30 protein-coding genes and 1 pseudogene are annotated in these 25347 nt (G+C 59.6%); 20 read left to right on the forward strand and 11 right to left on the reverse strand.

Features of this window, described 5'->3' with window-relative positions:
• Positions 1 to 6 precede the first annotated feature (6 nt).
• From EP28_RS08805 to EP28_RS13730, 3 genes are all read left to right on the forward strand, one after another.
• A complete protein-coding gene (locus EP28_RS08805) occupies positions 7 to 1161 on the forward strand; it encodes a DUF63 family protein (RefSeq protein ID WP_049983668.1) in 1155 nt (384 codons plus the stop codon).
• A 658-nt stretch (positions 1162 to 1819) separates the two neighbouring features.
• Positions 1820 to 2131 (forward strand): hypothetical protein, encoded by a 312-nt coding sequence (locus EP28_RS14580; protein ID WP_230455292.1) that lies wholly within the window; start codon positions 1820 to 1822, stop codon positions 2129 to 2131.
• A complete protein-coding gene (locus tag EP28_RS13730) occupies positions 2128 to 2814 on the forward strand; it encodes an NAD(P)-dependent oxidoreductase (protein WP_080506108.1) in 687 nt (228 codons plus the stop codon). Before EP28_RS14580 ends, EP28_RS13730 begins: the two co-directional genes overlap by 4 nt.
• A gap of 373 nt (positions 2815 to 3187) precedes the next feature.
• Here the strand turns inward: EP28_RS13730 and EP28_RS08820 are convergent, their stop codons facing one another.
• Entirely contained in the window at positions 3188 to 4654 is a 1467-nt protein-coding gene (locus EP28_RS08820; RefSeq protein WP_049983670.1) for an amidohydrolase family protein, read from the reverse strand.
• A gap of 327 nt (positions 4655 to 4981) precedes the next feature.
• Here EP28_RS08820 and EP28_RS08825 point away from each other — a divergent pair, with 327 nt between their 5' ends.
• The 10 genes and pseudogenes from EP28_RS08825 to EP28_RS14755 all read left to right on the forward strand — a co-directional run bounded on the left by EP28_RS08825 (position 4982) and on the right by EP28_RS14755 (position 11925).
• Complete coding sequence (locus tag EP28_RS08825) at positions 4982 to 6376, forward strand: permease (protein ID WP_049983671.1); 1395 nt, start codon at positions 4982 to 4984, stop codon at positions 6374 to 6376.
• A 125-nt stretch (positions 6377 to 6501) separates the two neighbouring features.
• Positions 6502 to 7092, forward strand: coding sequence for a helix-turn-helix transcriptional regulator (locus tag EP28_RS13740; protein ID WP_080506109.1), 591 nt, complete (start codon positions 6502 to 6504; stop codon positions 7090 to 7092).
• A 25-nt stretch (positions 7093 to 7117) separates the two neighbouring features.
• Positions 7118 to 7822, forward strand: a complete 705-nt coding sequence (locus EP28_RS14130; RefSeq protein WP_147437804.1) for a DUF7546 family protein — start codon at positions 7118 to 7120, stop codon at positions 7820 to 7822.
• 272 nt (positions 7823 to 8094) lie between these two features.
• A complete protein-coding gene (locus tag EP28_RS08830) occupies positions 8095 to 8412 on the forward strand; it encodes a hypothetical protein (protein WP_049983672.1) in 318 nt (105 codons plus the stop codon).
• 63 nt (positions 8413 to 8475) lie between these two features.
• Positions 8476 to 8823 carry an SHOCT domain-containing protein gene (locus EP28_RS13745; protein WP_049986201.1) on the forward strand — a complete coding sequence of 116 codons (348 nt, stop codon included), beginning with the start codon at positions 8476 to 8478 and terminating at the stop codon, positions 8821 to 8823.
• A 105-nt stretch (positions 8824 to 8928) separates the two neighbouring features.
• Entirely contained in the window at positions 8929 to 9345 is a 417-nt protein-coding gene (locus tag EP28_RS08835; protein WP_049983673.1) for a DUF302 domain-containing protein, read from the forward strand.
• Positions 9346 to 9351: 6 nt separating this feature from the next.
• Positions 9352 to 9705 carry an SHOCT domain-containing protein gene (locus EP28_RS08840; RefSeq protein WP_049983674.1) on the forward strand — a complete coding sequence of 118 codons (354 nt, stop codon included), beginning with the start codon at positions 9352 to 9354 and terminating at the stop codon, positions 9703 to 9705.
• Between the two features lie 134 nt (positions 9706 to 9839).
• On the forward strand, positions 9840 to 10688 hold the full coding sequence (locus EP28_RS13750) for a plastocyanin/azurin family copper-binding protein (RefSeq protein ID WP_230455295.1): 849 nt from the start codon (positions 9840 to 9842) through the stop codon (positions 10686 to 10688).
• 420 nt (positions 10689 to 11108) lie between these two features.
• Positions 11109 to 11579: pseudogene (locus EP28_RS08850) on the forward strand (PLP-dependent transferase); the annotation flags it as partial.
• 208 nt (positions 11580 to 11787) lie between these two features.
• Positions 11788 to 11925 (forward strand): universal stress protein, encoded by a 138-nt coding sequence (locus EP28_RS14755; protein ID WP_394297601.1) that lies wholly within the window; start codon positions 11788 to 11790, stop codon positions 11923 to 11925.
• 12 nt (positions 11926 to 11937) lie between these two features.
• On the opposite strand, the gene EP28_RS08855 is transcribed toward EP28_RS14755, so the two are convergent.
• From EP28_RS08855 to EP28_RS08865, 3 genes are read right to left on the reverse strand one after another with little or no spacing between them, the layout of a single operon-like run.
• A complete protein-coding gene (locus EP28_RS08855; RefSeq protein ID WP_049983675.1) occupies positions 11938 to 12213 on the reverse strand; it encodes a DUF7521 family protein in 276 nt (91 codons plus the stop codon).
• Between the two features lie 3 nt (positions 12214 to 12216).
• Positions 12217 to 12504, reverse strand: coding sequence for a DUF7521 family protein (locus EP28_RS08860; RefSeq protein WP_049983676.1), 288 nt, complete (start codon positions 12502 to 12504; stop codon positions 12217 to 12219).
• Positions 12505 to 12506: 2 nt separating this feature from the next.
• Entirely contained in the window at positions 12507 to 12857 is a 351-nt protein-coding gene (locus EP28_RS08865; RefSeq protein ID WP_049983677.1) for an ArsR/SmtB family transcription factor, read from the reverse strand.
• A gap of 116 nt (positions 12858 to 12973) precedes the next feature.
• Here EP28_RS08865 and EP28_RS08870 point away from each other — a divergent pair, with 116 nt between their 5' ends.
• Positions 12974 to 13636 carry a cupredoxin domain-containing protein gene (locus tag EP28_RS08870; RefSeq protein WP_049983678.1) on the forward strand — a complete coding sequence of 221 codons (663 nt, stop codon included), beginning with the start codon at positions 12974 to 12976 and terminating at the stop codon, positions 13634 to 13636.
• Positions 13637 to 13695: 59 nt separating this feature from the next.
• Entirely contained in the window at positions 13696 to 14121 is a 426-nt protein-coding gene (locus EP28_RS08875) for a hypothetical protein (RefSeq protein ID WP_049983679.1), read from the forward strand.
• On the opposite strand, the gene EP28_RS08880 is transcribed toward EP28_RS08875, so the two are convergent.
• Entirely contained in the window at positions 14114 to 14647 is a 534-nt protein-coding gene (locus EP28_RS08880; protein ID WP_049983680.1) for a hypothetical protein, read from the reverse strand. The genes EP28_RS08875 and EP28_RS08880 overlap by 8 nt on opposite strands.
• A 282-nt stretch (positions 14648 to 14929) precedes the next feature.
• Here EP28_RS08880 and EP28_RS08885 point away from each other — a divergent pair, with 282 nt between their 5' ends.
• Together EP28_RS08885 and acnA are read left to right on the forward strand one after the other, a co-directional pair.
• Complete coding sequence (locus tag EP28_RS08885; RefSeq protein ID WP_049983681.1) at positions 14930 to 15526, forward strand: S16 family serine protease; 597 nt, start codon at positions 14930 to 14932, stop codon at positions 15524 to 15526.
• A 103-nt stretch (positions 15527 to 15629) separates the two neighbouring features.
• Entirely contained in the window at positions 15630 to 18407 is a 2778-nt protein-coding gene (gene acnA, locus EP28_RS08890; RefSeq protein ID WP_049983682.1) for an aconitate hydratase AcnA, read from the forward strand.
• A 2-nt stretch (positions 18408 to 18409) separates the two neighbouring features.
• Here acnA and EP28_RS08895 read toward each other — a convergent pair whose 3' ends face one another.
• Positions 18410 to 19744, reverse strand: coding sequence for a permease (locus EP28_RS08895; RefSeq protein WP_049983683.1), 1335 nt, complete (start codon positions 19742 to 19744; stop codon positions 18410 to 18412).
• A gap of 480 nt (positions 19745 to 20224) precedes the next feature.
• Here EP28_RS08895 and EP28_RS08900 point away from each other — a divergent pair, with 480 nt between their 5' ends.
• From EP28_RS08900 to EP28_RS08910, 3 genes are all read left to right on the forward strand, one after another.
• Entirely contained in the window at positions 20225 to 20521 is a 297-nt protein-coding gene (locus tag EP28_RS08900; protein ID WP_147437802.1) for a hypothetical protein, read from the forward strand.
• Positions 20522 to 20613: 92 nt separating this feature from the next.
• Positions 20614 to 21912: an APC family permease gene (locus EP28_RS08905; RefSeq protein ID WP_049983685.1), complete on the forward strand. Its 1299-nt coding sequence runs from the start codon at positions 20614 to 20616 to the stop codon at positions 21910 to 21912.
• Positions 21913 to 21969: 57 nt separating this feature from the next.
• Positions 21970 to 22482: a metal-dependent hydrolase gene (locus EP28_RS08910; RefSeq protein ID WP_049983686.1), complete on the forward strand. Its 513-nt coding sequence runs from the start codon at positions 21970 to 21972 to the stop codon at positions 22480 to 22482.
• A 23-nt stretch (positions 22483 to 22505) separates the two neighbouring features.
• Here the strand turns inward: EP28_RS08910 and EP28_RS08915 are convergent, their stop codons facing one another.
• The 5 genes from EP28_RS08915 to EP28_RS08935 form a co-directional block, all read right to left on the reverse strand.
• Complete coding sequence (locus EP28_RS08915) at positions 22506 to 22814, reverse strand: plastocyanin/azurin family copper-binding protein (RefSeq protein ID WP_230455297.1); 309 nt, start codon at positions 22812 to 22814, stop codon at positions 22506 to 22508.
• Between the two features lie 113 nt (positions 22815 to 22927).
• Positions 22928 to 23632, reverse strand: a complete 705-nt coding sequence (locus tag EP28_RS08920) for a DUF1405 domain-containing protein (protein ID WP_049983688.1) — start codon at positions 23630 to 23632, stop codon at positions 22928 to 22930.
• Between the two features lie 13 nt (positions 23633 to 23645).
• Positions 23646 to 24104: a hypothetical protein gene (locus EP28_RS08925; RefSeq protein ID WP_049983689.1), complete on the reverse strand. Its 459-nt coding sequence runs from the start codon at positions 24102 to 24104 to the stop codon at positions 23646 to 23648.
• Positions 24105 to 24106: 2 nt separating this feature from the next.
• On the reverse strand, positions 24107 to 25108 hold the full coding sequence (locus EP28_RS08930) for a DUF63 family protein (RefSeq protein WP_049983690.1): 1002 nt from the start codon (positions 25106 to 25108) through the stop codon (positions 24107 to 24109).
• Positions 25105 to 25305, reverse strand: coding sequence for a DUF7123 family protein (locus EP28_RS08935; protein ID WP_230455299.1), 201 nt, complete (start codon positions 25303 to 25305; stop codon positions 25105 to 25107). Before EP28_RS08935 ends, EP28_RS08930 begins: the two co-directional genes overlap by 4 nt.
• Positions 25306 to 25347: the final 42 nt, after the last annotated feature.

Raw genomic sequence — 25347 nt, forward strand, 5'->3', positions numbered from 1 at the left:
GTGACCATGAGCACAGGTGTGGCGGACGGGTTCGACCCGTCGCCGGAGCGCGCGTGGGCGGCGGTCGTCGGCGGCGTCACGGCGTTGTTGGCGGTCGGATCGGTCGTCTTCCCGCGCGTCGTCTACGACCAGTTCCTCTGGCGCTACTTCTGGGGGCCGGTGGTCGCGGACGGCGAGGGCGCGCAGTGCGCGGTCCGCGACGCCGGCGGGACGGAGCTGCTTGGCAGCACCGCGGCGTGTCAGGCGGCTCGGGGCGCCGGGGAGGTCGTTGCCGCCCCGGGGTACACCACCTTCTCGACGGTGAGCTACGTGGTGATCCTGCTGGCGATGCTGATCGGCGTCGTCTTCCTCCTCCGCCGGCTCGACATCGCCACGGAGCTCCGCTTCTTCTACGCGCTGTTCCCGTTCATGCTGTTCGGCGGGGCGATGCGGACGGTCGAGGACGCGGGCGTCGCCGCGACCGCGGCCGGCGTCGAACCGCTGATCGCGTTCCCGGCGAGTGCGGTGCTGATCAGCCCGTTCATCTACTTCACGGTGTTCCTGTTCACGCTCGCGTGCGTGCTCGCCGCGTTCGGGCTCGAACGCCGTGGCGTCGTCGACGACTACGCGCGGCCGCTGTTCGCGTCGGGCGCCGCGGGGCTCGCGCTCGCGGTCGGGTATCTGTCCTATCTCGCGGCCACGACCGGTTACGTCACCTTCTATCCGCAGGTGCTCGTTCCCACGCTCGTCATCGCGACGGCCGCGACCGCGGGCACGTGGGCGCTGGCGACCCGGCAGATTCCGACGATCCGACAGGGGACCGGCGCGGCCGGGATCGTGATCATCTGGGGGCACGCGATCGACGGCGTCGCGAACGTGATCGGGCTCAACTGGATGCCCGCCCTGACCGGCACCGCGAACCTCGTCCCGAAACACGTCGTCAACGCGCTGATCGTCGACTGGACCGGGCGGCTGCTGCCGGCGTCGATCGTCTCCGTCACCGGCGACGCGTGGCCGTTTCTGTTGGTGAAGCTCGCGGCCGCGACGTTCGTCGTCTGGGTGTTCAACGGGGAAATGTACGAGGAGTCGCCGCGGTACACGCTGCTGCTGTTGATCACGGTGCTCGCGGTCGGGCTCGGCCCGGGCACGCGGGACATGCTGCGCGCGACGTTCGGCGTATAAGTACCGGACTCTCGTTCCGTCGTTCGTTTATTTGGCTACTACCGGTGACGTCGTCTGAGTCGCTCTCACTTCCCGTAATTGCCTGGTAGAGGAGGTAGGCACCGCCGACGAGGGCAGGTAAAAAAGGAGCTGCATGATGATACCGGCGATAAACATCCAAGTTGGTATGGTCCCGTCTCCCCACATATGGCCGCCCATGTGCCACCCATCATCGGGCCAACTCCCATCATCCCGAAGCCCATGAAGAACATCGGGAAGAGGACGAACGCACCGATGATAATGAGAACAATCGTAATGAGTCGTGTATCGTCTGTTTTGTCAGACATATTTTCCCTCCGTGAAATGCGTCTCCAGTTCTCAATACGAGTTCCCTATTCAATGCGATTGTGTCTTACCTTCTTGTGGGCTACCTCGGGAATACTTTCGACATCCCAGCTTTGCAACAGTTCTGCGTTCGAATCCAATCTCATTCTGGGAGCCTTCGCGCTGTCACGCTGACTCATCGGGCTGGATCGTGCTAAGAGAAGGGTTCAGTAATGGGTCAAACCCCGTGCCGTGGTGCTTTTTTGTCATCATATTTTGGCGGGTAGCAGTTTGATGTAGCCGGTTTCGAATCGTATCCACAAACTCAGTGAATTACCCGCTCGTAGTATCTCATATGAGCACTCCACCCGAGCAAACCGGCGTTCGTGAGATCCCGGAATTCAGTCGGGTATCACCGGGTCTCGATCCACTTCCATTTGCTGTGGCAGCAGCTACGGTCGCAGCTGTGATCATGCTTTTACTCGGCCTCTTCGGGGCGATTGGAGTCTACGAAGGTGGGGTCGGGATGATGGAGCAGTGGCATTTGTTCTTCACGCCGACACCCGTTGGGACTATCGCTGGAATCCTTGAAGCCGTGGTCATTACTGGTGTATTCACCTACCTGTTTGCTGGGTTGTATAACCGCTTTACCAGCTCACTCTCATGAAACTCGCTGTATTCAGGGCGACTGGCGGGACAGGACGACGTTTGATAACGCAGGCGCTCGCAGCCGATTATGACGTTCGGGCCCTCACCCGAACCCAGGCTAAACTCCCGCCAGGTGAGCAGATCACAGCTATCGAGGGAAATGTCTTGGAGCCAGGGGCAGTCTCTGAAACAGTCGAGCATACAGACGCCGTGGTTTGTCTCCTTGGGCGAACGCCGAATAACCCACCGGATGTCGTGTCGCGGGGGACTCGGAACATTATCGAGGCGATGGATGACCGGCCAGTCAGCCGATTACTCGTGCTAACGTCGATGGGCCTCGGCTCGAGCTCTGAAACCGTTCCGTGGTATATCCGAATTGTAAACGCAACCGCTCTCCACGATCTGATGGCAGACAAGGCACGGCAAGAAGAACTGGTCATGCAAAGCGACCTCGACTGGACGATCGTACGGCCCGGAGGGTTGACGGACGCACCGCGAACCGGGGAATACGTCCACGGTGCCGATATTGATGCCAGTGCCCGGCCGATTTCACGGGCTGATGTCGCCGATTTTCTGCTTCAAATCGTCCAAGAGGACCTATACGTTCGAGAGACGCCGATAGTCACCAGCCAAGAGAACGCCGATCTCGGATTTTTCCTTGATCAGATTGCGACGATCGCGAAGCGACTCAGAACTAACTGAGACAACAGCTGTACGAGTCCCGCGACTGATTGCGCAAAAGCGAGTTGCTCCCCGAGCGAATTACTTAAAAAAATATCACGATACTGCCACCCCAGGACAATCACGACCAGAAGTGCCACTACACCCCCGATCAGGAACCTAAAGCCACGTCCATATATCCGTAGGGAACCGGCAGGTCGGTGGTCTGATCCAACACCAGCAACACCACAGCGAGGCCGGCGACAACGAGACCAATCACCCGACTGAGTGGGGAATCACTCTGTCTACCGGGCATAGCTGTACATAGTCGGCGAATCCTTGAAGAGCGTACTGCAAGACCGGCTGCTCCGTCTATCGCGCTGAAGGGTGGTGTGGACTGTTCTTTGCCACCCGCTTAGAATGGGAACCGATCACGCGCAGATTGAATCGCGAGGCGAGTCAGGAGTCGCGCAGGGCCACGCTTTGGGAGGTCCCGGACAGTCTCGATGTTGGTTGGCGGTTCGCTACCACCGACGTGTAACTCCCAGCCCGTCTCGTCCTCGAAGCGTTCGACAGCCTGATTTGCTCGCTGTCGCACGTCGTCCGAGTCCATTGTCTCGGGCACACCATTCCGGAGGACGACGTCGCCGTCGACGATCACTGTCTCGACGTCGGCCGGCACCGCGTTGTTCACGACCTGTGCAGGAATATTGGTCCGTGGCGTGAACTTCGGTTTGTCGGCGTCGAGGAGGATAATATCCGCGCGCTTTCCCGCTTCGATACTGCCGATCTCGTCGCCCATCCCCAGCGCGCGTGCGCCTTCAATAGTGAGCATTCGTATCAGTTCCATCGAGTCGAACTGCCCGGCTGAACGCTTGAGATTTGCCGCCAGACGGGCTTGCCGCGCTTCACCGAGCATGCTGTACGAGTCGTGCCAGTAGTGGTCGTCAATCCCTACCCCGACATCGACACCAGCGGCTCGAAGCTCGGGGACGGGCGTCCACTGCGTCTCCCCGTCCGGATTCCAGTAACAGAAGACGGACGGGCAGTGCGCAACAGCCGCGTCCGCCTCGGCGGTTCGCTGGATGTCCTCTTCGTCGGCGAGGCGGAAGTGAGCAGCGACCAGTCGATCGTCCAGGAGTCCAACATCGTCGAGTAGCCCCACCGAGTCCTCGCCGCCGTTCGCTCGTGCCATCGTGTTACTTTCCTCGAGTTCGAGCAAGTGCGTGTGGACGAGCAGGTCCGGGTACTCTGCGGCGAGGGATGCGGTCCGTTCCCACAGCTGCCTGGTACACGACCAGTCGTCGTGCGGGCAGATCGTCGCCCTGATTCGGCCCTCGTACGTGTCGTGGTATGTTTCGATGAATTCGCGAGCACGAGCGAACTGCTGATCGACTGGTTGGTCCCAGAAGAGGTCCGAGATCGCCGGGCCGAAAAATCCGCGGAGCCCTGCTTCCCCGAACGTCTCTGCACCTCCGGCAGGCCGTGCGTCCATGGAGTTCACGGTCGTGACACCGCCCAGGAGGAAATTGAGCGCTGCGAGCTCGACGCCCGCTTCGACGAGATACTCGAAGTCGCCGTTCCCTAGTCTGTTGAACAAGGTCGTCCCACTCCCAAGCATCTCTGTCAGGTTGAGTTCGCTAAACGCACCGATGAGCGGCGTCATCTCCAGGTGCGTGTGAGCATTAACCAATCCTGGCATCACTAGTTTCCCGTTCCCGTCGATAACGGTGGACGCTTCTATTTCTCCGTCTCCTGCACGTGACGGCCGGACTTCTTCGATACAGCCATCGGTGATGCATACTGTGCCGCGCTCGTACAGCCGGTTCCGCTCGTCGGCTGTGAGAACGAGTGTATCGTGGATTGCCAGATCGACAGCCATCGTAAATTAGGAAGTGGATGTGACAGTTACCATACTGGACAACCGAGCAGGCCGGCGAACGCTGGTCCTCCAGGTGGTGTCCCCCTCATTTGGGATCTCATCGGTCTCTACTGGCCCCATCAGCTTCTAATACGTCGGCGTAACTTAATCCGATTCTCCTTTTGAATCTGAGGTCGGATTCCGCGGGGCTTGTGGAGGTTTGCAAGGTTTTCCCTCTTCACGATAGATCATCTATGGCCGACGGTTAGGATACCATAGTACAGATACCCTCATAGGCAGCATATTCTAATCAAAACCGCAATAGATGATCCCTACAATGATACAACTATGCAGGCGACGATAATCGACGGAGTTCTTGAATCCCTCCGTATCGGTGTCGGATTTCTCTGGACGGCGGCGTGGGCGATCATTATGGGCCTCACGATCACGAGTCTGGTCCAGGTCTACGTCTCGAAGGAGCGGATGGCACAGGAGCTGGGTGACGGAGATCTAACTGGACTTACCAAGGCGACTGTGTTCGGAGCAGCAAGCAGTGGCTGCAGTTTCGGCGCCGTCGCCATCGGGAAGGGCCTGTTCAAGAAGGGGGCGCACGCGGTGAACTTCCTCGCGTTCATGTTCGCGTCGACCAACCTCATCGTCGAACTTGGGTTGATGATTCTGATTCTGCTTGGTTGGGAGTTCCTGGTCGCAGAGTTACTCGGTGGACTCATCCTCATCGCTGTGATGGCCGTCATCGTCCACTTCACGCTCCCCGAGAATCTCTTCGAAGAGGTCCGGGAGACGCTCAACGAGCGCGACCGTGAGGCGGGTGTCAGCGAAGACCCGACCTGCGGGATGGAAGGCAAAGACGAATACACGCTCATGACCGACGGCGGTGAGACGCTCAAATTCTGCTCGGAGGGCTGTATGGAGACCTATCGCCAGGAGACGTCGAGTCGCGGTGGGTGGCGTGACGAGTTGCTGTCGTGGGGGGGCTGGTACAAAGTCGGGAATCAGTACCGCAAGGAGTGGTCGATGATCTGGAAGGACATCGTCGCTGGCTTCCTTATTTCTGGGTTCGTCATCGTCTTCGTCCCCCAGTGGGTCTGGAACACCCTGTTCATCCAGGGCGACGGGCTGCTCGTGACCGCGGAGAACGCGATCATGGGTGTCACCATCGCCGTCCTCAGTTTCGTTGGCAGTATGGGCAACGTCCCGTTCGCGGTCGCGCTGTGGGGCGGTGGCGTCAGCTTCGCCGGGATCATCGCGTTCGTCTACGCCGACCTCATCACGATTCCCGTGCTGAACGTCTACCGGAAGTACTACGGCTGGAAGATCATGCTGTACATCCTCGGCGTCTTTTTTGTGACGATGGCGTTCACCGGCTTCCTCATGGAGGTGCTGTTCGACGCGCTGGGTATCGTTCCAGACCTGGCAGGCGGGGAGACGGCGACCGAGCAGACGTACTTCGAGCTCAACTACACGTTCTATCTCAATATTATCGCTTTCGCACTCTCTGGATTCTTTCTCTACGTTTACCGGCGCGGACTCGGCGCACCGGGTCAGTATCGTGATCCAGTGTGCGGGATGCGAACCGACGATGAGGCCCCGAGTGCATCCCATGATGGGACGACGTACTATTTTTGCTCAAAGAAATGCAAGCGTACGTTCGAAGAAGAACCCACGGAATTTGCTGATCAAAGCCCGCAGATATCGAGCCACGATCACGACCATGACCACTGATGATCGCACTGTGGTCCATCCGCTGTGAAGGGGTTCATCATCACAGTTTCAATCCGCAATTGTCACAACTACTGTACCCAAATAAACGGTATGAATAGTCAAATCTCGCAACTCGGGGCCGTCATATGAATCGCCGCCGAGCAGATACTGTCGTCGGTGTACTTGTCGGGTTCATTCTCCTGGCCGGCGGGGTACTCAGTTGGCGAGCCTATCAACAGCGTCGGGCTATCGAGCAATCGATGGGGTCGATGATGGGTTCATCTATGGGGACGATGCACGGCACAGACCCCCTCTGGTACGTGGTTGGAACCCTGCTAGTCGCTGGCGTTATCGGTACCGTCTATTACGTGGTCCGGGGAGAACTCACCGATCCAGAAGTGGCTGACACAACGACGCCTGTCGATTCCGTACAGACATCGGCAACGGCTACGTCGAGGGACGATGAAGCCTCGCCGGCGACGTCTATCAATCCTGAATCGGACCCACAAGCACGCGTTCTCGATCTCTTACCGGATGATGAACGACGCGTCCTCGAACCCGTCTTGAACTCCCCCGGAATCACGCAGATCGAACTTCGGGATCGATCTGAGTTCTCGAAGAGTAAAGTGAGCCAGACTGTGAGTTCACTCGAGGAGCGCGGGCTGCTGTATCGGGAACGACAGGGTCGGACCTATCGCGTGTATCCGAGTGATGATCTACAGAACCAACAAACCTAGAACTTCATACACACACTACCCCATCATGCCACAAGCAACACTCGAAAGCGATCATGTGAGCCGACTTCTCAAGTCAAGCACGTGGCTGAATCTCCTCCTCGCCGCACAGTTGATTGCCGGGCTGGTGTATGCATTTTTCACAGGAGATATGGGGAGTCGGTGGACCCATTTCGTCCTTCCGTTCATTTGGTTCACCGCCTCACTCTGGGTGATCTGGCACACCCGACCTGAGACGACACGTCGCGTGTATCGTCTTGGTGCCGCACTTGTCGTTGCTCTATACCTCATCGTGATGTTTTATTTTTCAGGATTACTTGGACCGAGCACCTCTCATTTCGGACAGCTCACTGGACCAAACGGCTTCGGAATAACGTGGGGTCGATCTTTGGGGTGGAGTCCGGTCTTCATCTATACAGGTGACCTGATCACGGTCTCGCTCATTCCTTATCAGGCGGTTGGCCTGTTCGCGCTGGCGTATCTCGTCTATGATGCGTTGCTTGATTTCTCGCAGTCGGCGGTCGGAGGAATTGTCGGGATTGTAGCGTGTCCTGCCTGCGTTAGTCCGTTGTTTGCTGTTCTACTTGCAGGCGGACTAAGTGGTTCTTCAACGATGCTATTGCTTGGTGCGTATGGCTACGAGATTGCGACCATTCTGTTTCTCGTGACGATTGGAATCCTCTACCATCGTCAGGCACTCACGAGGCAGTATCACCAGTTCCGAGGGAACTGACCCATCTCGTTCGTGGTTAGCAATACCTGAGCCTCCCTCGCCGCCTGAACCGTGGTTATTGTCTGGATCGCCGCAATGAGGTGAACAGTCTCGACGGATCCCCTTTGCTCTCACCATTCCTCTGATCCTCTCGAATTCGGCAGGTATGAACGATCCTGTCAGTAGAAAACGTTTAGATGGCGTTATAGACGTTCTTGAACGCTCTCCTGTTTGAGTTCATTCCCACGAAGATAACTCCGAACCCACCGTATGACTACGTGAGGCGAAAGACAATGACCAACCGAAACCTCGGACGATGGTTGCTCGTGGCGCTCGCGATTGTCGGACTCGCGTTTGCCGCCCCGGTAGTTAGCGCACACGGTGACGAACCGATCCAGGGGAACAAGACGGCAGCTGAAGGGACGCCAGCCGATGGTAGTGCAGCAGACTGGGCGGCCTGGATGGAAGGTCACATGACCGACTACATGGGCCCGAATGCCGTTGACGAGATGGAAGCGCACATGGGCGTGACCGTCGACGAGATGGCCCAAGATATGGCGGACGACAATCACACCGCGACGGGGATGAACGGACAGGGGTACGGCTGCTAACGATCCCTGTTCGGATCCTCGTCTGACACGATAGATATTCGACTTACTGACTCAACGATCACAATGACACACTACACCAACACTCTCGGGCGGACGACTCGTCGAATCGCAATACTAGCGGTTCCGCTGTTGATTGTAGCAACGGGCACCGCAGCGGCTCACGGTGGTGGAGGCTACGGCGGCGGTATGATGGGTAGCGGCGGTTGGGGGGTCTTCAGCGGTGGAATGGGCCTCTGGAGCTTCCTTTGGATGGGGCTCCTAATCGTCGTCCCGCTCTATCTCGTCTACTCACTCCTCAACAGAGATTCTGAGAGGAGTGATAGTCGGCCGCTTTCGGTTCTTCGTGAGCGTTACGCTCGCGGTGAACTCTCCGATGAAGAGTTCGAACGTCGACGAAAGCAACTCGAGTAGTGCCCATGACCGAAATAGAAGGAGCATCGTCGAGAAAAAATTCTCGTCTGCCAGTTGGGGCGACGGGACCGAACGCTTAAGTGCGTTTACAGGATACAGTATTACATGGTTTACACAATACAAACCAAGATTGATGGAGAGTTCGACGATGTCGTCGACGCAACGGATGCCGCGCTCAAAGACGAGGGATTCGGTGTTCTCTGTGACATCGACATTCAGGCGACGCTCAAGGAGAAACTCGGCGAGGAGTTCCGCCAGTATCGCATCCTCGGTGCGTGCAATCCTCCGCTGGCATACGAAGGGTTGAGTGCAGAAACTGAACTCGGTGCGCTCTTGCCCTGTAACGTCATCGTCTACGAGAACGATGACGGCGTCATCGTGGTGAGTGCGGTCGACCCGGAACAGTTAGTCGGGATCGCTGATAACGACGCGCTTGACTCCGTCGCGACCGAGGTCAGCGAACGATTCGATCGCGTACTGGCAGCCGTAACTGACGAGTTCGGATCCGCATCGGAGGCCTGATCTCTGATGGCATCATCGGATCAACTGGATACGACGACGATACTGCTCATCGTCCTCGGAGCGTTCATCCTCCTTCCCTTGCTCACAATGGGTATGGGGTTCGGTGGGATGATGGGATACGGAGGAATGATGGGCCAGTACGGTACCACAGGTGGTTGGTGGCCCCTCATCGGGATGCTCGTCCCGGTCATCTTCCTCCTTGCGCTTCTGGGCGGTGGATATCTCATCTTCCGGCGGATGAGCGAGACACAGACGTCTCATAATCCCGCGATGGAAGAGTTACGTCTGGCGTACGCTCGTGGCGATCTCACGGACGAAGAGTTCGAAGCCCGACGAGAAAAGCTCGAACAATCAGAGTGACCACTACCTAAACCGCGTTTCACCCGTTTGAACACCTGCGGATCGACTCGAGGGTATCGAAACCTACCGTTCGGCAGCATCGTTCCGTTACATCGAAATGGTGTGCTCGATTCAGCATATGGTTATGAGTAGTAATGGGAACAAACGACAAGTTCGGAGTGAGCCACGTCCGAAGTCTTCGCACCAGTATCGCGCGTAGCTACCCCCTGACGAATGATACAGACCACATGACACATCACAGCCGACGTCAATTCTTAGGCATTGTCGGTGCCAGCGCAGTCGCCAGCACCGGCTTTGCTCAGTCAGCGAACGCACAGGAGACGCCCATCGTGGAGATGGGAAACAATTACTTCGACCCAATCGGCCTACGTGTTGATCCCGGGACAACCGTTCAATTTGAACTCGCAGCGGGGGCACATTCCGCTACGGCGTACGCAGATCGTATTCCGGAGGGCGCTTCCGCCTTCGATAGTGGGACGATCTCAGACGGGAGCTTCGAATATACGTTCGAAACGCCAGGGACGTATGATTACTACTGCATCCCGCACAAGTCGATTGGGATGGTCGGACGGATCGTAGTTGGCAGTCCTGGCGGACCGGCAGAGGAGGATTCAATCCCGGATGGAGAGGTCCCATCGAGTGAGGCGATTGTTGACCAGGGTACAGTCGCCTACGGCTCAAGCAGCGATGGAAGCGGGAATACTGGTGGTGGAATGATGGGACGAGGTGGTTCTGGAATGATGAGTGGCCGCAACGGAGGTGGAGTTGGAGGGCTACCAGCTGTTGGTGGCGTACTCGGAATGCTGGGCGTTCTCGGTGGCGGGCTCTACTGGCTTGGAAACCAAAAATCTCCTCAATCGACTACCGACGACTCAGCCAGAAAAACGCTCCAGAACCGCTATGCCAGGGGCGAAATTGACGAGGAGGAGTATAGACGTCGCCGTGAGCGATTAGATGCTACTGATGAGGACATCTCCAACTGATTGCCACCGTGAGAGGGTGAACTCACCGGGGTCAAGTGATTCGGGGATTAGAGAATACCGCCCTCACCGATACCTTTGATTTCAGAACGATCCCGTGACCTGTTTTGTTTTATTTATGACTGATTTCTCTTGTGATCAACTCGCCTGTGTGGCTCGGTAGTAAACACCAATTGCGAGCACGGCTACGAGGAGAAGATATCCAGTAGCCCACACCAACGAGAGAGCCGTATCTACGTCGGTTGTGAGTCCGGTATCGACCATTACACGGACTGGCCAATAGCCCGGAAAGAGTTTCATCCACCAATCAGGTTCAGATTGAATAAACAGCGGATCCTGAAACAGTCCGATATCGAGCATCGGGAGAATCAGCATCAGCCACATCCCGGCTAGGCGGTTGAAGACGGCCCCGACGAGCATCCCGATGAGACCATACGTGACCGAGACCGAGAGGCGGTCTCCTCGGCGACGGAAGTCGTATGGCTCGCGACGCCGACGAATCCACTTATGCAGGTCGTCGATATCGCGGAGATCGCCGAAATCGCACACGAGTACGGCGCTCTCTGTACCGTGGACAACACGTTCGCGACACCGTATCTCCAGCGCCCATTAGAGTTAGGCGCAGATATCGTCGCTCATTCGTTGACGAAGTACCTCGGCGGTCACTCCGATGTCGTCGGCGGCGCCTTGGTCACGGACGACGAAGGCTTGGACGAGCAGTTGGGGTTCTACCAGAACAGCGTGGGAGCGACACCGGACCCGTTCGCGTGCTTCCTCGTCCTTCGCGGAACGAAGACGCTCCCCATCCGGATGGACCGACACAGTGGGAACGCCCGCGACCTTGCGGCGTGGCTCGACGATCATCAGTCACTCACGCTCTTGATTTGGCTCGGACGTACGATCCGACACCTCATGCCCTCTACATTGTGGATAGAGGTGCCTACGCGTCTCGTCCGGAATGGACGTGGGACAAACTGCAGCAAGTATTGGAGCAAAACGGAGAGACTGTCGTCGAAAATGTCCAGTCCCGGGCAGCTGCCGACGATGTTTTAGTCGTTGCTGAGATCACTCACGCCGTTCCTCATCAGGCAATAAGGAAATACTGGATCAACACGGGAACGACCTCGTCGTGATGGGAACACACGGACGATCCGGCCTTTCACGACGGCTCCTCGGAAGTGTGATCGAACAGGATCTCCGGAACTCAGATGAGCTCATTTTAACCATTCGAGGAGTATAGCCGTGGCTCGAGCTACCAGCGAAGTGAGATGAGAAGCACCACGAATCCGAGACCGATGGCGACCGATTCGATGATATGGACGAAAGCGAGATCGAGCCCCCCGAACTCGAACAGTACTCCTTCGATGAACACACCGAGGGTGATGATCCCGAATCCGATTGCAGCGTTTCTCATATAGTACGTCCTCGTTCGTCGATACGCCTTGAAACTGTAGTACGTGATCAGAATACCGAGGCCAAGGACAGCCAAGCGGACGGCCACGAGAACGGCTGTTGTCGTATCCACCATTAGTCAGTCCTCCAGTTTCTGCGGGTCACGTCCGTATAGAGCGTAGAGGATCGTAAGCATGCCAATCGCGACGATGGTTGTTGCCACCGTTCCCGCATTATGTAAGGTCAGGCCAACCACGTCGAACAAGATTCCTTCGACGATTGCGCCGAAGCTGATAATGGCGAACCCGACCGCGAGGTACAGCATCGATTGACTGTTGCTACGTCGGTACCCTCGATAGGCCTGATAGGCGATCACGAATCCCAGAACCATTGTGACGAGCTTTGCGACGATGAGTCCGGGGTGCATGGTTATTCGTTCCTCATTGTGTTCCACAACCGAGCAAATCTGTCGGGCGCGTCTTCTCGAAGTTCGATACGGACGTCGAATCCTGATTCGAGGAGCTGGACCTCGACGCGGTCGAGTTGGGCTTCGTATTCACTGTAATGATGACCGTCGGGATCAACGTGCGTTCGCTCGATAAGCAGATCGTACTCCAGTAACGTGTTGACCCGTCTGGAAACTGTCGAGACTGACATGTCACACTCTTCGCTGAGTTCCTTGGCGGACAGATGTTTTCGGCGAGTCGACTCGAGGATCGCGCGTGCATAGTCGTCGTCAAGGATTTCGAGAATCCTCGAGATATCTCGCTCCTCACTCACAATCCGTGTTGTTGTGGGTGGGTATATAAAGAAACGCCGATTTGCTGACCCAGCAAATCTGCTTTCCGGATTATATGCCCAGCCCGTGTAGGTTCACCTGTAAGGTGACCGATGGCATGACCGACTCAATCACGCGTCGACGGATGCTCCAGCTGACTGGCGGTGCAGCAGTCGTTGGGCTTGCCGGGTGCACTGGAACGCAGAATAACGACAGCGAGGCGGCAAACGCGTCGCCGACCGAGAGTGGCAACGACGAAGGTACGGAGAGCGGTCACAGCGACGAAGAGAGCGGCCACGATGACGAGGGCGGTCACGACGAAGCGGTCGGAGCGCCGTCCGATACGGCCGAAGTGAACATGATTACGGAGGACGGGGGCTACCACTTCGAGCCACACGTCGTGCGGGTGAACGTCGGGGGAACCGTCACCTGGAACAACGAGAGTGGGAGTCACTCGACGACCGCCTACCACTCCGACAACGATCAGCCCCAGCTCGTTCCCGACGGGGCTGCGGCCTGGGACAGCGGTATCGTCTCCGAGCAGGGCGCGACGTTCGAACACACCCTCGAGACCGAGGGCGTCTACCACTACTACTGCACGCCCCACGAGAGCCTCGGGATGCTCGGCAGCGTCATCGTCGGCGAGCCGGACCCCCACGAGCAGGTCGCCCTCGAAGAGCCGCCGGCCGATAAGCCGGAAAGCGTCCGCGAGAAGCTCGAAGAGCTGAACGGGATGATTCGGACGGCGCTCGGTGACGACCACGAAGAAGACAGCCACTGAGACACATAATTTTCCCGTCGTAGCGAGTACTTTTTATCAGGACCGAGGAGCGTCGACGAATGGGTATTTCAACACAGCAACAAGATCGACCACTCTCGCTCTGGGCACTCATCGCGACGGTTGGTGTGCTGGGCGTGTCGGGACTCGCTGGCGGAGGCCAATTCATCCTCGCTCCCTCGGGGCGTCTTATCGGTATCTCGTCGACGCTTCTGGCTGGCTCCCCGTTCGAGAGCTATCTGATTCCCGGGGTCATCCTCTTCAGTGTCCTCGGTGTGTTTCCGCTGGTCGTCGTGTACGGTCTCTACCGTCGAAAACGATGGGCGTGGCCGGCAGCCATCGCCGTCGGCGTCGCGCTCGTCGTTTGGGTCCTCGTCGAAGGGGTTGTCATCGGATTCGGGAAACGGTTGCAGTATCCCCACCTCGTCCAGGGTGTGGTGATCGTCGGTCTTGCAGTACTCCCCTCTGTTCGAGCGGCTCTCAGATGAGCACGTTGTACCCGACGTGGGCGAACGCGAGGGCGAGATACCCGAGCACGAGCGCCGCCAGGGTTCGCCGAGAGAGTGATGGGAGCCCGATGGCGTCGGAGCCGTGAATCCGCTCGCCGAGCGCGTACGCGAACCGCCCGGCGAGTAACGCGAACGGCAGGTGGACGAACACCAGCGGGAGCACGAGCGAGTCGAACCGGACTGTCGCCTCCAGCCGCGACAGATACTCGAGTTTGAGCACGAGTTCGAGGAGCGCAACGGTCAGCCCGGAGGCCACGGTCGCGAGTAACCCTTCGGTCTTCGAGAGGAGCGTCCCCCGACGGTAACTCCAGCCGTAGAAGACGAGTATCAGCGGGACGAACCGGACGAATGCCTCCTCGACGAGTCCGACCAGAAGTGACCAGGTCGCGAGGGTCGTCACTCCGAGCAAGAGAAGTTCGAACTGGTAGGCGATCCACACGCCAACCCCGGTCACAACGCTGCTCACGCCCACGAGCCCGACCAGTGACCGATACCGGAGCGTCATGAGTGGTGATGAGACTGTGTCTATACGTCAGCGCACACCGAAATAGATGTACCCGTTCGAAACGCGTACACGAAGAGCATTTATTACTGTACCCGTGTTACATAGTACCACGCAAGCCCCAGCGTAGCCACGCACCATACTGCTATGCCCACCGATGATTCCGCGTCCGTCTCTCGCCCGTCCGATACGGAAAGAGACGTTGTAGGACGGGTAGAAGAGACGATTCTGTCACGGCGAGGGTTCCTCGCAGGACTCGGCCTGGGGGGCGTCGGCGGCGCTGGGGTGGTTCTCGGTCTCACGCGAGCGGGAGACGGGTTTCAGTCGCTGGCGACGCTTGCGGGCGGGGCCACGCTTCCCGCGACAACACGCTACTATCTTCCAGCGGTCGACGGCTCCGGCGACGGCCTCGTCGTCCCGTTCGAGTTCGAGTTCACCGACGGGGACGGTGAACTGTTCGCCAACCTGAACGGAATCGAAGTCCGTCACGACCTCCAGCTCGCGCTCCGAGAGGCGAGGGAGACGGCCACAGGTCTCACCGGAAAGTCGCTCACCAACATGGCGACGCACATCACGTTCGAGCCCCCCTCCTCCGGCGTGCTTGTACTCCGCGGGAAGAGTTGGGAGGCCGGGCTTACCGTCGCACTCGTTGCTAGCCTCCACCAGCAGTCGCTCTCACAGGAGACGCTCATGACGGGGATCGTCGACGACGAGGGCGCGTTGCTTCCCGTCGGCGGGATCGAGAGGAAAGCGCGCGCGGCGCGGGCAGTCGGCGCACGGGAGCTAATCATCCCGGCAAGCGAACCGACGGACGTGGCTGTTCAAGGGCTCCGAATCGTCGAATCTCCCTCGATTACAGATACACTCGACCGGATTCTGTGACCGGAGCGTCTCACTGCTGATTGGGTCCAAGGAGCGAATCGGTCCAGCCTAGCCGATGGCTTACGGGAAACGATTCAAGAGCCGGGTCGCCGTAGCTCAGGGTATGGCCGAAACCGATCCTTTCGACGCGATACGCGAGTTCGAGTTCGACGGAGATGCCTATCGGATGGCGGATCTCACCGCCCTCGAAGAGGCGGGACTCTGTGAACTGGACCGTCTCCCGGTCAGCATCCGTGTCCTCCTCGAATCCGTCCTTCGGAACGTCGACGGCGACACGATCTCCGCCGAGGACGTTCGAAACGTCGCGTCGTGGCAACCTGACGTACCGGACGTCGAACTCCCGTTCACACCCTCGCGGGTCGTCTTGCAGGACCTCACCGGTGTCCCTGCCGTCGTCGACCTCGCTGCGCTCCGATCAGCGGTTGACCGGAAAGGCAAGGATCCCGCGATCGTCGAGCCAGAGATTCCAATTGACCTCGTGATCGATCACAGCGTCCAGGTCGACTATTTCGGCTCCGAGGATGCCTACGAGAAGAACGTCGAACTGGAGTACGAGCGCAACGGCGAGCGGTATCGAGCGCTCAAGTGGGCTCAGCAGGCCTTCGACGACTTCCGCGTCGTCCCGCCGGGAACGGGCATCGTCCACCAGGTAAACCTCGAATATCTCGGCCAAGTGGTCCACGCTCGTGAGCGTGACGGTGAGAACTGGCTGCTTCCGGACACGCTTGTCGGCACGGACAGTCACACGCCGATGATCGGCGGCATCGGCGTCGTCGGCTGGGGCGTCGGTGGCATCGAGGCCGAAGCCGCGATGCTCGGCCAGCCCATCACAATGAACCTCCCCGAAGTCGTCGGGGTCCGCCTTACCGGAGAACTCCCCGAGGGTGCAACTGCGACTGACCTCGTGCTTCACGTCACCGAACAGCTTCGCGAGGTTGGCGTCGTCGATCGCTTCGTCGAGTTCTTCGGTCCCGGCGTGGCGAACCTCACGGTCCCCGACCGGGCGACTATCGCGAACATGGCCCCCGAGCAGGGTTCGACCATCTCGATGTTCGGCGTCGACGAAGCGACGCTCGACTACCTCGAACTCACGGGTCGTGACGAGGAGCACATCGAACTCGTTCGCGAATATCTCGATGCGCAGGGGCTGTTCGGCGAACAGAATCCGGAGTACACGGAGACGGTCGAGCTCGATCTCTCGACGATCACGCCGAGTCTCGCGGGACCAAAGCGTCCCCAGGACCGTGTCCCGATGGACGATATGAAGACCCACTTCCGGGGGCTGGTCCACGGCGAGTTCGAAGACGAACTCGACGACATCGACGAGGACGCACTCACCCGCTGGCTGGGCGAGAGCAGCGTCGCCGCCGACCGCCCCGACGCCGACCTCCCGGAACCGGACGTGGGCGAACTAAACGACACGGTCGACGTCGACCTCGACGGCGAGACAACCGAAATCAGGCATGGGAGCGTCGTCGTCAGCGCCATCACCAGCTGTACGAACACGTCGAACCCCTCGGTGATGCTCGCCGCAGGCCTGCTCGCCCGCAACGCCGTCGAGTACGGCCTGGATGTCCCCGAGTACGTCAAGACTAGCCTCGCGCCCGGGAGCCGCGTCGTCACCGAATACCTCGAAGCCTCGGGATTACTGCCGTATCTCGAAGACCTCGGCTACAACGTCGTCGGCTACGGCTGTACGACCTGCATCGGGAACGCCGGGCCACTCCCCGAACCCATCGAGCGCGCCATCGACGCCGAGGACCTCTGGACGGCGAGCGTCCTCTCGGGCAATCGGAACTTCGAGGCGCGCATCCACCCGAAGGTCAGAGCGAACTACCTCGCCAGTCCGCCGCTCGTGGTCGCTTATGGCCTTGCTGGTCGCATGGATATCGACCTCGAACGAGACCCGCTCGGAACGGATGACAACGGCGAGTCGGTTTACCTCGCGGATATCTGGCCCGGCGCTGACGAGATCCACGCGGCGGTTCACGACAGCGTCGACTCGTCGATGTTCGAGGAGAAATACGCTGAGGTATTCGAGGGTGACGAGCGGTGGGAGGCGCTCGACGCGCCGACCGGTGACGTCTACGAGTGGGACGATTCTTCGACGTACATCCGAGAACCGCCATTCTTCAAGGACTTCCCGCTGGAGCAACCGGGCGTCGCGGATATCGAGGACGCTCGGACGCTCATGTTGCTCGGTGACACGGTCACGACCGACCACATCAGCCCGGCGGGCCCGTTCTCTCGTGAGCAGCCGGCCGGGGAGTGGCTCGTCGAACAGGGCGTCGAACCCCACGATTTCAACACGTACGGCGCTCGCCGGGGCAACCACGAGGTGATGATGCGCGGCACCTTCGCCAACGTCCGCATCGAGAACGAGATGCTCGACGATGTCGAGGGTGGCTACACGATCCACCAGCCTACAGACCAGCAAACGACTGTCTTCGAGGCCAGCCGTCGCTATCGCGAGGACGACACGCCGCTGGTCGTGTTCGCCGGCGAGGAACTCGGCACTGGATCGAGCCGCGACTGGGCGGCGAAGGGGACCGACCTTCTCGGCGTTCGCGCAACCATCGCGGAGAGCTACGAGCGCATCTTCCGTGACAACCTCGTCGGCATGGGTGTCCTCCCGCTCCAATTTGCCGAGGGCGACTCGTGGGAATCACTCGGTCTCGACGGTTCTGAACGGGTCGCGATTCACGGGCTTGACGATGGTCTCAACGTGAACGAGGAACTCACGGTGGTTGCCGAACGTGACGACGGATCGACCGTTGAATTCCCCGTTACTGCGCAGGTCGGGACGCCTGCAGCCGTTCGATACGTCGAGAACGGGGGCATCCTTCACCTCGTTCTTCGCCGGCTACTCACTCAGGGGTAGAATCAGTCCGTCATTGCTACATGTCCCTCGTCACCGCGTTCCCCGCCAGCCACCGAATCCTGTTTGTGGAGCCAGTAGAGGAACGCGAAGAACGCCGTCGCGAGGACGTTCAACACGAGCTTGTAGTTGAGTTCGATGGACACTTCGGCGATCTGCGCGGAGGCCCGCGACGGGATGAGGCCCAGGCCCAAGAACAGGAAGTGAACCACGAACCCGGCGATAACGGCGGTGACGAAGATCATCAGGGACAGCACCGCCGCGAACGTCGTCCCGTAGTACTCGTCGTAGGCTTTCATGATCGGCGGAACGATGAGGTCCGCGAAGATGTACGACAGCACCGACCCGAAGGGGAGCCCGCGCGTCCAGAGGACGGTCCCGAACGGGACGTTCCCGACCGAACAGACGAAGGTGACGACGCCGATGATCGCACCCAGCGCGGCCGTCCAGAGGACGTATACCGGCAAGCCGAATACGGCTCCGGAGAAGACGCTCGTCCAGACGGCTTCGGGGATGAACCCGGCGATGAGCCCGGCGAAAATGAACCCGATGGCGATCTCGTCCCACAGCATCGCCCACTCCTTCCACTGTTTGTCCGCGAGCGATTTCCACCCGGACCACGAGGTCGCCTTTTCCGGAATCGACGTGTTCGCTTCCTCGGGGTCGAAGGAGTCCTTGCAGGACTGCGAGCAGAAGTAGTACGTCTGGTCGTTGTGTTCGATGGAGTAGTCGGTTTCCTCAGGATCGACCTCCATTCCACAGACCGGGTCTTGGACAGTGATGCCCTCGTCGTCGGTGACGTTCTCGCGTGCTTCATCGAGGACCTCGTCGGGAACGACGTAGACGAAGCCGACCGACATCAGGCCGATGAGGAGCAGTCCACCGACCACATCGGCAAGCAGGAACTCCCAACCCAGCAGCAGCCAGATGACGATGCCGATCTCGATGACGAGGTTCGTCGAGGCGAACTGGAATGCCGCCAGCGCCGCCGCAGCCGACGCCCCCTTCTTGTAGAGGTTCTTCGCCGTGGCGATGGCCGAGTACGAACACGACGAGGAGACGAACCCGAAGAACGTCGCGAGGCCGATGGAGCGGGGTCCGTGGCCTTCGAGCAGCTCTGAGATCCGCTGGGTCGAGACCCACGCCTCGACGCCGCCGGCGATGGCGAAGCCGATGACGAGTGCCCACCAGGTGATCCACGCCATCGCGGCGGTCGTCGTCGCGGCCTGCCTCGCACTCTCCACGATGAACGTCCCGAGCGGTTTCGTCGTCGTGACGATGCCGATGGTGACGGTGATTACGGCGATGACCGTGAGGATCGCGTAATCTGATCTGTCCATTGTCTTGGTGGCCTACATTTAGGGGCTCCTCTCCTAATGCGGTTGTGGCTACATCTGTGGGATATATCGTTTGTGATCCTTTGGATACCAGCATCACAACCCTAGCAGAATTTAGAATCAAGGGGTATGCCACTTCGGGTGCGGAGTAATTGACTTGTGGCTGGCTGGGGAAGATAGTCGTATGCTTACGTCCTACAGCGAACTTCTCTTGACGGGTATCATTCTCGCGAGCACCGCGTACACGGTGAGCAAAACGCCCGCTATCTGGCACCAGTACGAGGGAATATATGGACACCTACTCGTTGGCGTACCGCTCGTTGGGCTACTGTTCGGGATCGCCCATCTCGGGATGCTCACACCGCTTCCGCATGGCCTGCTCGCTGCAGTGGAAACCGGAGCTCTCCTCGGTGTCATAGTCGTACTCGGCGCACTCGGATATATTCACCCGCGACTTGGGTATTCTGGGGGAGAATCCCGATGATGGCGCTCCTCTTCTCGTTACTCTCGGCAGTCGTCGCTGGTGGGCTTGCGTTCCTTTGTTACACTCTGCTCTACGGGGACTCCGTGCTGGTGATTCAGCGGCCGTTCTTTTTTAGAATCGGCGTTGGAGCGCTCTGTGCTGCCGTCCTCGGGGCAAGTGCAGTCGTGGTCGGCTGGGTTCCGACACATCTTCTTCACGCTATCTTCGCAGTATCAATCGCTGCGGCGGTCCGGACAGTCCATAACGGTCTCCATCCGGACACTGAAGCGTGGTTCTACTCGCTTTTCGGAACCTGAGCATCGAAGTAGACGATTTCTACTTCTCGGGCTGAGGTGGTTTGGATTCTAAACAACAAGAAGTCTAAAGATGGCACCCCAACGGAGAGACGATGAGCGAGAAGCTGGGCCGTCTCGGTGCAGTCTCGATTGCGCTCGGTGGTATGATCGGGGGTGGGATCTTCGCCGTACTTGGCGTCGTTGCGGAAATGTCGGGGCCTGCGGCGTGGCTCGCCTTTACCGGCGGCGGTGTCGTCGCGTTCTGCGCTGGCTACTCGTACGTTCGTCTCCAGCGGCTTGGCGACGTGTCCGGCGGTTCGGTCAGTTTCTTACAGGAGTTCGGTGAGTCGACGACGGTCGCTGGGATGGTCGGGTGGACGCTTCTGTTTGGCTATATCGGGTCGATGGGGATGTACGCGTTCGCGTTCGGTAGTTTCGCGACGAAACTTCTCGGCGTCGAAACAGCCCTCGGGGTTCCACTCCGCCCCGTCGTGTCGGTTCTCAGCGTCCTGGGGTTTGTACTGCTGAACGTCCTCGGCGCCCGGGCGAGTGGCGTGACCGAGGTGCTCCTCGTCGCGGCAAAGGTCGGGATTCTCCTCATTTTCGGTGTGTGGGGGTTCTATTTTGGAGCGCGGACAGGACAGCTGACGACCGGGTTCTCCTCCGTCGCGACGGGCGGGTTGCTCATGTCCGCTGCCCTCTCATTTGTCGCCTTTCAGGGCTGGCAGCTACTCTTTTACGACGAGGGAAATCTTCGGAACGCCCGGACGACCATCCCGCAGGCGATCTATCTCTCAATTCCCGCTTCTCTCGGGCTGTACGTCCTCGTAGCAGTCGTCACGACGGGTCTGCTTCAGCCCGAAACGATCGCCGCGAACCCCGAGGTGTCACTCGCCATCGCGGCCGAACCGTTCATGGGGCAGATGGGGTTCATCCTCATTTCCGTGGCGGCGCTGTTCTCGACTGGGAGCGCGATCAACGCCACGCTGTTCTCGGCGGCCCACTTTGCGACGGGAATGCTTGAAGACGACCTACTTCCCGACCGGATCGGAGACGCCGATGCCGACGGTGCTCCGACGCGAACACTTCTCGTCTTGGGCCTGATAACGGCCGCGTTCACCGCCTACGGTAGTCTTCAGGGAATCACGTCGTTCGCGTCGCTTGCCTTCATCACCGTCTTTGGGTCGATGAGTTTCCTCGCGTTCAGGCATCGAGCGGGGCTTCGAACAGGTATCCTCCCCGCTGTCGGCGTGGTGGGTGCAGTACTGTTCTTTCCTTCGTTAGTGTACCACCTCGCCGTGATGGAACCCGCCGTCTTCAGTGTGGTTCTCGTTGTGACGGTCGTCCTCCTGGGGCTGGAGATCCTCTACTTCGAGCGCGAGACTATTCGCTCCGAAATCGATAGCGTGTGATGCTGACGGGGCAGCAGTGCGTGAACGATTTAAATAGCCTGGACAGTGTTGTCGAGTGTGCTCTTTTGGGTCCACGCTGCAGTCGCGTATCTCGTTTACCGAGGCATTTCTGGTGGCCCTACTGACCGATGTGACGATGTCCCGATCTTCGCCCTGTTCGGAGGTGCGTTGCTCCCGGATCTCGTCGACAAACCACTCGCGTTTGTACTTCCATCGCTCCCGAGTCGGTCGGTCGCGCACTCGGTGTTCACCGCGGCACTCGTCGTCCTGATTGTCTTCTATGTCACGAAACACAGGGACCGGTGGGGGGTCGGCGCGGCGTACGCGCTCGGATATGGATCACACCTCGCTGCGGACCTCGTGGATTACCTGTTCGTCCCCGAGGAGACGCTACTGTTTCTGTTCTGGCCGGTCGTAACTGACTATCACCACGTCGAGACGGTCGGAGACCTGCTCGCGCTGTTGTCTCCGACCCCGTATGTACTCGGGCAAACCGTCGTCACGATACTGGGGCTCTGGCTATGGATGGCCGATGGAATGCCGGGATACCCATCGACCCACCGTCAGTGATCGAGTGAGGTCGACTCTCGTGGTCATTCGACGATGACACGTCCGACCATCCCGCTTTCCTCGTGTGGCAGGCAGAAATACTGGTACGTCCCCGTGACGTCGAACGTGTAACTGTAGGTTTCGCCTCGTTCGAGAAACCCTCTCGCTGACGTACTCTGCCGGACAGCCTGCTCGGACTCGTAGCCGCCGCTTGCGAAGTACGACGCCTCGTCGGGAATCCCTTCTTCGTATGCCGATGCGGTATGGGGGACTCCACTCTCGTTCACCCAGGTGACCTGCTGACCGGGGTCGATTGCGACGTCAGCCGGATCGAATCGCAGGTCGCCCGTCATCGTCACCGTCGGACCCGACGGGCCGCTACCTCCGAGACAGCCAGCAATCGCGGTTGCCCCGACTGCTAGCACACTCCGGCTCCGGCGAAGTACCGACCGTCGTGAATAGCCGTTCATCGGCGCACCCCTCGTGCGGAGGACTCCTCAGTTGTTTCGAGCTTCTTCACCCGTGTCGCTAGTGCGAGAAACGTCGCGGCGAGCGTCAGCGTCACGGCCGCGGCCGCTGCGAGGTCGTGCGCTCGCACCGAGTGATCGAGTGCGCCGTTGACGAGTTCGGCCCGCAGGAACGTGTGGTGGAACTCCCCGACGAGCGGCGCGAAGTAGTCCACGATGTCGTTGAGGCCGTACCAGACGGTGGTGACGGCGACCGCACCAACCGAGAACTCGGCGTAGCGATAGATCAGGAACGACTGCAGACTCATCGCGAGATGGCTTACGATGAGGAACCAGTAGAGCCAGGGTTCGATACCACCTGGCCCGTTGAGAACCAGCTGGACGAACGGCGTCCAGAGCCCGAGTTTGATATTGCCGAAGAAGGCGAGCATGTGGAGCCACTCGACGTCGTAGTCCAGTTTCCACGCGGCGAGACTAAGCGCGACAAACAGCGTCGCGGCGGGGCTATCGGGGACGAACGGCCACATCACTATCGGGGTTTGGGCCAGCTGGAAGCGGTAGTACCAGAACCCGAACGCAGTCCCGGCTAGATTAATCGCGACGATGACCCACGCGTACCGAAGTGCGAGGTCCTCAACGCGCCGGGGGAGTGGGGCGAGATAGCTGGGCAGTCGATTCGTGGTCGCTGTAGGTGCGGATGTCATTCGTCTCGCCGAATTACATCCCTGAGCTGTCGTTTCGTCGGTTCGTCATAATCACGCCGCTGATCAACATCAGGACTGCGAGCGCGACCATTCCGAGGTCCCAGCCCATCCCGGCAGTCATCGACGACCCCATGCCGCCGCTCATCCCGCCACCCATTCCGCCGTTCATACCGGACCCCATTCCCCAGTTCATACTCCCGGTGACGCCGACGAGCGCTTGATTGAGCAACATCACGAGCGAGTAGCCGATCATCAGCGGTCCGCTCGTGTTCCCGAGCCGATCCGCGTACGGCGTCAGCAGAACGACGCCATGCACGACTACGATGACGCCGAGGAGCACCATGAGGAGCCCGCTGTTCGATTCCATCATCCCGCTGCCGGTTACCGCCGAGAGCAGCGAGTAGACTCCCGAGACGAGTGCGATTGCCGCGCCGTACTGCCGTGTCGTACCGTTCGTGTTCATCGTCTCCATTGTTAGACTCCGAGCATCATCCGAAGCGATCCACGGACGCCCATCGGGAGCCCAATCGCCCCGATGAAGAACGTCATGAGCCACCACCAAGTGTGATTCATTTCTTCTTTCGCGTCCGCGAGGTACCACACGATACCGCCAGTCACGAGGAGTTTGAGGACGAACGTCGATCCCGAGAATCCGGTCGCCTGGTACACGAGATTCGTCACGACCAGCTTGGGTGAATAGCCGAGGAACGTGACGCCGATGAGATTCTGCGCCGCATCCCACATCTGGCCGAAGACGGCCAGCAGGGACAACGGGTGTCGGAGGTGTGCGATATCCACAAGACTCGCGCCCCAGTAGTAGAGCGCGGTCACGCCGAGGGCGATCCCCGTCGTCGCGACCGGCACCCACACGCGGAGTGGAGCCGACGTCGAGAGCCCATACCAGAGCGCCCACCCGACGGCACCGATCGCCCAGACCGTTCCAACGAGACCGACTATCGACGGGATGGATCCGATATTCCGGTTACGCGCGAGTGCGCCGACGCCGAGTGAGAGGACGGTGACGGCGGTGACGACGAAGTAGATCGACGGCGTGATGAACAGCACGGCGTAGTCACCGAGCAGGCCGATATCCTCGAGGGCGCGCATCGCTCCGCCAGCAACGATGATTGGCGCGAACCCGTACGCGAGTCGAGCGTCGTACGTGACATCGAGGGAGTCGAGATACGCTCGGAGCCCGGGGAGACTGTACACGACTGCCGCGAGGTACGTCACCGTGTTCACGGCGTTGTATCCGCGGACGGCCCGTATTCCCTCGTGCGTGACTGGCTGGCCGGCAGCGTCAGCGACGACCGGGCCCCAGAGATACTGCCAGACGAATCGGTCGTAGACGAGCGTCGGGAATGCGAGGAGTGCTGCACCGACGAGGACGACCGGGGCGAGCAGATACAGGACCCACCACTCCCGAGTTCCAGTGGCGGGGAGGGCGGTTTCGACGCGGTGAGTGACGGTGCTCACGACTCGCTCACCTCCAGTCGCCACGTCGTGCTCTTCGAGCGTCCCCACTGTTCGAGCGACACGTCGGTGAGGTCGTCCTGGAGCTGGCTCAGATACTGTGCGACGGCTTTCGGCGATCCGTCGAGGTCGCTGGCGATATCCCGAGCCCGAAGGTACGTGGGCTCAGTATCGGCCGTCTCGACGAGGTACGCGTGCACCGTGCGGCGGGAAATAGACGACATGGAGCAAGTGGATTTGGC

It is taken from the genome of Halorubrum sp. BV1 (genome assembly GCF_000746205.1).
GTDB lineage: Archaea > Halobacteriota > Halobacteria > Halobacteriales > Haloferacaceae > Halorubrum.

Excerpts from the sequence above, each read along its gene's own strand:
- EP28_RS08805 (WP_049983668.1), top strand. The coding sequence starts at position 7 with ATGAGCACAGGTGTGGCGGACGGGTTCGACCCGTCGCCGGAGCGCGCG.
- EP28_RS14580 (WP_230455292.1), top strand. The coding sequence starts at position 1,820 with ATGAGCACTCCACCCGAGCAAACCGGCGTTCGTGAGATCCCGGAATTC.
- EP28_RS13730 (WP_080506108.1), top strand. The coding sequence starts at position 2,128 with ATGAAACTCGCTGTATTCAGGGCGACTGGCGGGACAGGACGACGTTTG.
- EP28_RS08820 (WP_049983670.1), bottom strand. The coding sequence starts at position 4,654 with ATGGCTGTCGATCTGGCAATCCACGATACACTCGTTCTCACAGCCGAC.
- EP28_RS08825 (WP_049983671.1), top strand. The coding sequence starts at position 4,982 with ATGCAGGCGACGATAATCGACGGAGTTCTTGAATCCCTCCGTATCGGT.
- EP28_RS13740 (WP_080506109.1), top strand. The coding sequence starts at position 6,502 with ATGAATCGCCGCCGAGCAGATACTGTCGTCGGTGTACTTGTCGGGTTC.
- EP28_RS14130 (WP_147437804.1), top strand. The coding sequence starts at position 7,118 with ATGCCACAAGCAACACTCGAAAGCGATCATGTGAGCCGACTTCTCAAG.
- EP28_RS08830 (WP_049983672.1), top strand. The coding sequence starts at position 8,095 with ATGACCAACCGAAACCTCGGACGATGGTTGCTCGTGGCGCTCGCGATT.
- EP28_RS13745 (WP_049986201.1), top strand. The coding sequence starts at position 8,476 with ATGACACACTACACCAACACTCTCGGGCGGACGACTCGTCGAATCGCA.
- EP28_RS08835 (WP_049983673.1), top strand. The coding sequence starts at position 8,929 with ATGGTTTACACAATACAAACCAAGATTGATGGAGAGTTCGACGATGTC.
- EP28_RS08840 (WP_049983674.1), top strand. The coding sequence starts at position 9,352 with ATGGCATCATCGGATCAACTGGATACGACGACGATACTGCTCATCGTC.
- EP28_RS13750 (WP_230455295.1), top strand. The coding sequence starts at position 9,840 with ATGGGAACAAACGACAAGTTCGGAGTGAGCCACGTCCGAAGTCTTCGC.
- EP28_RS08855 (WP_049983675.1), bottom strand. The coding sequence starts at position 12,213 with ATGGTGGATACGACAACAGCCGTTCTCGTGGCCGTCCGCTTGGCTGTC.
- EP28_RS08860 (WP_049983676.1), bottom strand. The coding sequence starts at position 12,504 with ATGCACCCCGGACTCATCGTCGCAAAGCTCGTCACAATGGTTCTGGGA.
- EP28_RS08870 (WP_049983678.1), top strand. The coding sequence starts at position 12,974 with ATGACCGACTCAATCACGCGTCGACGGATGCTCCAGCTGACTGGCGGT.
- EP28_RS08875 (WP_049983679.1), top strand. The coding sequence starts at position 13,696 with ATGGGTATTTCAACACAGCAACAAGATCGACCACTCTCGCTCTGGGCA.
- EP28_RS08880 (WP_049983680.1), bottom strand. The coding sequence starts at position 14,647 with ATGACGCTCCGGTATCGGTCACTGGTCGGGCTCGTGGGCGTGAGCAGC.
- acnA (WP_049983682.1), top strand. The coding sequence starts at position 15,630 with ATGGCCGAAACCGATCCTTTCGACGCGATACGCGAGTTCGAGTTCGAC.
- EP28_RS08895 (WP_049983683.1), bottom strand. The coding sequence starts at position 19,744 with ATGGACAGATCAGATTACGCGATCCTCACGGTCATCGCCGTAATCACC.
- EP28_RS08900 (WP_147437802.1), top strand. The coding sequence starts at position 20,225 with ATGGCGCTCCTCTTCTCGTTACTCTCGGCAGTCGTCGCTGGTGGGCTT.
- EP28_RS08905 (WP_049983685.1), top strand. The coding sequence starts at position 20,614 with ATGAGCGAGAAGCTGGGCCGTCTCGGTGCAGTCTCGATTGCGCTCGGT.
- EP28_RS08915 (WP_230455297.1), bottom strand. The coding sequence starts at position 22,814 with ATGACGGGCGACCTGCGATTCGATCCGGCTGACGTCGCAATCGACCCC.
- EP28_RS08920 (WP_049983688.1), bottom strand. The coding sequence starts at position 23,632 with ATGACATCCGCACCTACAGCGACCACGAATCGACTGCCCAGCTATCTC.
- EP28_RS08925 (WP_049983689.1), bottom strand. The coding sequence starts at position 24,104 with ATGGAGACGATGAACACGAACGGTACGACACGGCAGTACGGCGCGGCA.